4 protein-coding genes are annotated in these 5,998 nt (G+C 69.2%); all 4 read right to left on the reverse strand.

Going from position 1 to position 5,998, the window contains the following annotated elements; translation table 11 throughout:
* Positions 1-88: 88 nt before the first annotated feature.
* The 4 genes from rho to K9D12_RS14670 all read right to left on the reverse strand — a co-directional run bounded on the left by rho (position 89) and on the right by K9D12_RS14670 (position 5,871).
* Positions 89-2,146, reverse strand: a complete 2,058-nt coding sequence (rho, locus tag K9D12_RS14655) for a transcription termination factor Rho (protein WP_052946892.1) — start codon at positions 2,144-2,146, stop codon at positions 89-91.
* 341 nt (positions 2,147-2,487) lie between these two features.
* Positions 2,488-3,450 carry a homoserine kinase gene (gene thrB, locus K9D12_RS14660; RefSeq protein WP_052946698.1) on the reverse strand — a complete coding sequence of 321 codons (963 nt, stop codon included), beginning with the start codon at positions 3,448-3,450 and terminating at the stop codon, positions 2,488-2,490.
* Between the two features lie 2 nt (positions 3,451-3,452).
* Complete coding sequence (thrC, locus tag K9D12_RS14665; protein ID WP_129662709.1) at positions 3,453-4,556, reverse strand: threonine synthase; 1,104 nt, start codon at positions 4,554-4,556, stop codon at positions 3,453-3,455.
* Between the two features lies 1 nt (position 4,557).
* Complete coding sequence (locus K9D12_RS14670; protein ID WP_129662707.1) at positions 4,558-5,871, reverse strand: homoserine dehydrogenase; 1,314 nt, start codon at positions 5,869-5,871, stop codon at positions 4,558-4,560.
* Positions 5,872-5,998: the final 127 nt, after the last annotated feature.

Raw genomic sequence — 5,998 nt, forward strand, 5'->3', positions numbered from 1 at the left:
TAACCACTTTTTGGGGTGGTGGGCTGCGTATTTTTTTTATTTTACACCGGGGCGCGCTCGCGCGCACCGGCCTCACTGCTGAACAGGATCAGTCCTCGTCGTCGTCCAGCTTGATGTTGGAGGTTTGCTGAACCTGCATGAGGAACTCGACGTTGTGCTTCGTCTTCTTGAGGCGGTCGATGAGCAGCTCGATGCCCTGCTGCTGGTCGAGTGCGGCAAGCACGCGACGCAGCTTCCACATGATCTTCAGCTCTTCGGCCGACAGGAGGATCTCCTCGCGTCGAGTACCGGAGGCGTTGATGTCGACGGCCGGGAAGATGCGGCGGTTGGCGAGGCCTCGGTCGAGCTTGAGCTCCATGTTGCCGGTGCCCTTGAACTCTTCGAAGATGACCTCGTCCATGCGCGAGCCGGTTTCGACGAGCGCCGTGGCGAGGATCGTCAGCGATCCGCCGTTCTCGATGTTGCGCGCGGCACCGAAGAACTTCTTCGGCGGGTAGAGCGCGGCCGAGTCGACACCACCGGAGAGGATGCGACCGCTCGCCGGGGCGGCGAGGTTGTACGCGCGTCCGAGCTTGGTGATCGAGTCGAGGAGGACGACGACGTCGTGACCCATCTCGACGAGGCGCTTGGCGCGCTCGATGGCGAGCTCGGCGACCGTCGTGTGGTCCGTGGCGGGACGGTCGAAGGTGGAGGCGATGACCTCACCCTTGACCGCGCGCTGCATGTCGGTGACTTCCTCGGGACGCTCGTCGACGAGGACGACCATGAGGTGGCACTCGGGGTTGTTCGTCGTGATGGCGTTCGCGATCGACTGCATGACCATCGTCTTACCGGCCTTGGCGGGCGCGACGATGAGGCCGCGCTGGCCCTTACCGATGGGGGCGACGAGGTCGATGATGCGGGTCGTGAGGACGTTCGGCGTCGTCTCGAGGCGCAGGCGCTCCTGCGGGTAGAGCGGCGTCAGCTTGCCGAACTCGACGCGCTTCTTGGCGGCGTCGACCGTCATGCCGTTGACGGTGTCGAGGCGCACGAGCGCGTTGAACTTCTGGCGTGCCGGCAGCTGCTCACCCTCGCGCAGGGCCCGCACGGCGCCGGTGACGGCGTCACCCTTGCGCAGTGCGTTCTTCTTGACGAGGTTCATCGGGACATAGACGTCCGTCGGGCCCGAGAGGTAGCCGGTAGTGCGCACGAAGGCGTAGTTGTCGAGGACGTCGACGATGCCGGCGACCGGCACGAGGACGTCGTCCTCGCGGATCTCGGGTGCCTCGTCCTCGAAGTCACGCCCACGGCCACCTCGGCGGCCGGAACGGTCACGGTCACGGCCGCGCTGACGACGGCGGCGTCCGCCGCGCTCGTCGTCATCGTTGTTGTTGCCGTTGTTGTTGCGCTCGTTGCGCCCGCCACGCTCGTTCTTGTCGGAACGGTCGTCGCGCTTGTCCGAACGGTCGTTGTTGTCGCGGTTCTCGCGGTTGTCCCGCTTGTCGCCGCGCTCACCGTCACGACGCTCGTTCTGGTTGCCCTGGCCACGCTCGCGCTTGTCGGAGCCGTCGTGCTTGTCCGGGCGCTCGTTGCTGCTCTTGTCGTGGCCCTTGTCGGAGTTGCCCTTGTCGGAACCCGACTGGTCGGAGGATCCGCGGTTCGAACCGGAGTCGTTGCCGTCACGCTTGCCACCGTCACGGCGCTCGTCGCGCTGGCCACGGCCGTCGTTCTTGGCGTTGTTCGACGCGTCGTTCTGGCCGGACTCGTTCTGAGCGTTCGCGCCGTCGTTCTGGCCGTCGCGCTTCGGACGCTCCTCGCCGCCGCGGCGACCGCGACGGGTACGCGGGCGTCCCTGCCCCTGCTCGTCACCGTTGTCCGACGCGTCACCTGCCGGTGCGCCGGCGGCGTTCGCGTTCGTGGAGTCACCGTCACGCTGGGCGCGTTGCGGCTTCTCGCTGGGCGCTTCGGCGGCCTGCTCTTCACGCACGGCACGACGCGCGCTCGGCGCGGTCGAGGTGAGCTCGCCGGCCTGCGGGCGGCTGCCGCTCACACCGTTGGCCTCCGCGCGCGCTGCGCGAATGGCAGCGACGAGGTCGACCTTGCGCATCTTGGAGATGCCACCGATACCCATGCTCTGCGCGAGCTGCTTGAGCTCGTCGAGGCGCATCGCGGACAGCGCGCCGCGCGGGCTGGACTGCGCCGGTGCGGCAGGCGTTTGTTCAGACACGAAGGATCCTTCCCCCTCGTTCGGCCCGCGTGTCAGATACGCGGACGGGATGTGAGTGGAGCCGGGTTCGAACAGAAACGAACCCGCTGCCGACCTCGTCCGGGGACGGACGGGGGATTCGGCAATGCACGAAAGCGCGGGTGGATCACCTGCGAGGCAGGTAGGCGTTCTTGGGACGTCGAAAGAAATTCGAGGCCTCCGCTGCCGCGACCGTGAAACGGTGACGGCCCGAGCGCCCTGGGAATTTCACCCGGGTGCACCTTGACGTTACACCCCCGACCTCACGAGGACGAAACCACGTGCACCCCACGGCTTGTTGTGCCGGGCGAAATGATCTCCACGTCGCTGGCCACCGCACGCACGGCTTCCTCTCCCTGCCCGCTCGTCAGGGCGAGCACGGTGGGCCCGGCGCCCGAGATGACGGCAGGGATGCCGGCGTCGCGCAGAGCGTCGACGAGGGCCATCGACTCGGGGTAGGCGGGGCGACGGGCTTCCTGGTGAAGGTAGTCCTGGGTGGCCGGCATGAGGAGACTCGGGTCCGCGGTGAGGGCGTGCGCAAGCAGCGCCGTGCGCCCCGAGTTGCGAGCGGCGACGGCGAGCGGAACGGCGGTGGGCAGCGCGGCACGCGCGGTGGCCGTCGACAGACGTCGCTGCGGCACGACGAGTACCGGCACGAGGTGGGGGTGCGGCGCGAGGACAGCGCTTCGCCAGTCGCCTGCGTCACCATTGCCGGCCCAGCTCACCGTAACGTTGCCGTACACGGACGCGGATGCGTTGTCCGGGTGGCCCTCGATGCTCGAGGCGATGTCGCTGACGAAGCGCAGCACGGTGTCGTCCGCGAGGTCGAGGCCCGCCAGGGCCGTCCCGAGCGCGACACCGGTGACCGCGGCACTGGCCGACGAGCCCATCCCGCGCGAGTGCGGAATGGCACCCCGGTAGCTCAGCCTCAGGCCCTGCGGAGCGTCCAGACCGAGCGCCTGCCAGGCGGCCACCATGGCCCGGTAGGCCAGGTGCGACTCGTCCAGCGGCACCTCCCCCTCACCGAAACCGGTGGCCTCGACGACGAGCGAGTCGCCCTCGACGCTCGCCTCGGCCTCGTCCCAGACGCCGAGCGCCATGCCGATAAAGTCGAAGCCCGGCCCGAGGTTGGCCGTGCTCGCAGGCACTCGCACTTGAGCGCGGGCACCGGCGGCGACGACGGCCCCGTCACGCAGCGGTTCGGCGCTCGTCACACGGTGCGCCATCGTCAGGAGTCGAGGCCGAGCGCCCGCGCCACCGAGTACGCGTCGACGTCGACGCGCTCGGGCTGGATGTCGTCACCGTCCGCGTTGCGCAGCGCCCACTGCGGGTCCTTGAGGCCGTGGCCCGTGACCGTGCAGACGATTGTGGCGCTCGCGGGAACCTGACCGGCGGCGTGCTTCTTGAGCAGGCCGGCAATCGACGCGGCCGAGGCGGGCTCGACAAAGATGCCCTCCTCGCTCGAGAGGTAGCGGTGGGCGTCGAGGATCTCGTCGTCGCTCACCCAGTCGATGAGGCCGCCGGAGTCGTCGCGGGCCTCCTCGGCCTGCTTCCACGACGCCGGGTTGCCGATACGGATTGCGGTGGCGATGGTCTCGGGCTCGTCGAACGGGTGCCCGGCGACGATGGGCGAGGCACCCTCGGCCTGGAAGCCCCACATCTTCGGCGTCTTCGTGGAGACGGCCGGCAGTTCGCGCCCGTCGGCGGTGGTGAACGGCGCCGCGTACTCGCGGTAGCCGCGCCAGTAGCCGGTGATGTTGCCCGCGTTGCCGACCGGCAGCACGTGGATGTCCGGGGCGTCACCGAGGGCGTCGACGATCTCGAAGCTTGCTGTCTTCTGCCCCTCGATGCGGGCCGGGTTGACGGAGTTGACGAGCTCGACCGGGTAGTTCTCGGCGAGCTTGCGCGCCACCGTGAGGCAGTCGTCGAAGTTGCCGTCGACTTGGAGCAGCTGCGCGCCGTGCGCGATGGCCTGGCTCAACTTGCCCATGGCGATCTTGCCGTCCGGCACGAGCACCGCACACGTCATGCCGGCCTTCGTCGCGTAGGCGGCTGCGGAGGCGGACGTGTTGCCCGTCGACGCGCAGATGACGGCTCTGGCACCGTTCTTCGCGGCCATCGACATCGCCGTCGTCATGCCGCGGTCCTTGAACGAGCCCGTCGGGTTGAGGCCCTCGTACTTGACGAAGACGCGGGCACCGACGCGCTTGCTCAGCTTCTCCGCCTCGATGAGCGGCGTGCCGCCCTCGCCGAGGGTGACGACGGGGGCTCCGTCGAGCATCGGCAGACGCTCGGCGTACTCGGTGATGACGCCGCGCCACAGGTGGGCCATGTCAGATTCCTTCCGCGCGCAGCACCGACGTCACGCTCGTGACGTCGGGCAGCTTCTTGATGGTGTCGACCGTGGTCGCGAGAGCCGATTCGGGGGCCTCGTGGGTCATGAACGTGAGCGAGGCGAGCCCGTCCTCGGAGCGGCGCACGCCTTGGCGCATACTCTCGATCGAGACGCCCTGATCGCCGAAGGCGCTCGTCACGCGACCGAGCACGCCGGGCTCGTCTGCCACCTCGACGCGCACGACGTAGCGGGTGAGCGATTCACCGATCGGCAGGATCGGCAGGTTGGCGTACGCCGACTCCCCCGCGCCGTGCGAGCCGCTGACGCGGTGCCGGGCGGCGTGGACGATGTCGCCCAGCACGGCGGATGCCGTGGGGTCGCCGCCGGCGCCACGCCCGTAGAACATGAGCTCGCCGGCGAGCTTCGTCTCGACGAAGACGGCGTTGAACGCCTCGCGCACCGTGGCGAGCGGGTGCGAGCGGGCGAGAAGCACGGGGTGCACCCGGACGTTGACGCCAGGGCCACCGTCGGCCCCGTCGCGCTCGACCTTCTCGGCGATGGCGAGCAACTTGATGACGCAACCGGCGCGGCGAGCGGCCTTGATGTCCTCCGCCGTCAGGCCCATGATGCCCTCGCAGTGCACGTCACTCGTGCGCACCCGGGTGTGGAACGCCAAGGAGGCGAGGATCGCAGCCTTGGCCTGGGCGTCGTGGCCCTCGACGTCGGCGGTCGGGTCGGCCTCGGCGTACCCGAGGCTCTGCGCCTCGGCGAGCACGTCCTCGAGGTTCGCGCCGGTGCGGTCCATCTTGTCGAGGATGAAGTTCGTCGTGCCGTTGACGATGCCGAGCACCTTCGTCACTTCGTCGCCGGCGAGCGACTCGCGCAGCGGGCGGATGAGCGGAATGGCGCCCGCAACGGCCGCCTCGTAGGAGAGGTCGACGCCGTGCTCCATCGCGAGTTGGTACAGCTCCGGACCGGCTTCGCCGAGGAGAGCCTTGTTGGCCGTGACGACGCTCGCGCCGTTCTCGAGGGCCTTCGTGATGAGCGACTTCGCAGGCTCCGTGCCGCCCATGAGCTCGACGACGATGTCGGCGCGCTCGACGAGGCCTTCGGCGTCGGTAGTGAACACGTCGGCGGGCAGGCCTGTCTCGGAACGGTCCTTCGACGCATCCCGAACGAGCGCGCCGACGATCTGGACCGGGGCCCCGACCCGGGCTTCGAAATCGGCTGCGTTGCGGGTGAGTTCACGCGCGACGGCGGCGCCGACGACGCCGCTGCCGAGCAGCGCCACCGTGATGGGCTTGGTCGTCATGGTCATTCCTCTTCCAGGGCGAGCAGGTCGTCGATGGTCTCCCGGCGCAGCAGGACGCGCGCGTGGCCCGCGTTTTCGGCGGCGCCGGGGGGGGGCGGGGCGGGGGTGTTATGGGGCGCGCGCGCGC

Source organism: Dermacoccus sp. Tok2021, assembly GCF_019895135.1.
GTDB classification, from domain to species: domain Bacteria; phylum Actinomycetota; class Actinomycetes; order Actinomycetales; family Dermatophilaceae; genus Dermacoccus; species Dermacoccus abyssi.

What these genes read in the sequence shown, in the direction of transcription:
- rho (WP_052946892.1), bottom strand. Translation starts at nt 2,146, where the DNA reads ATGCGCCTCGACGAGCTCAAGCAGCTCGCGCAGAGCATGGGTATCGGT.
- K9D12_RS14670 (WP_129662707.1), bottom strand. Translation starts at nt 5,871, where the DNA reads ATGACGACCAAGCCCATCACGGTGGCGCTGCTCGGCAGCGGCGTCGTC.
- thrC (WP_129662709.1), bottom strand. Translation starts at nt 4,556, where the DNA reads ATGGCCCACCTGTGGCGCGGCGTCATCACCGAGTACGCCGAGCGTCTG.
- thrB (WP_052946698.1), bottom strand. Translation starts at nt 3,450, where the DNA reads ATGGCGCACCGTGTGACGAGCGCCGAACCGCTGCGTGACGGGGCCGTC.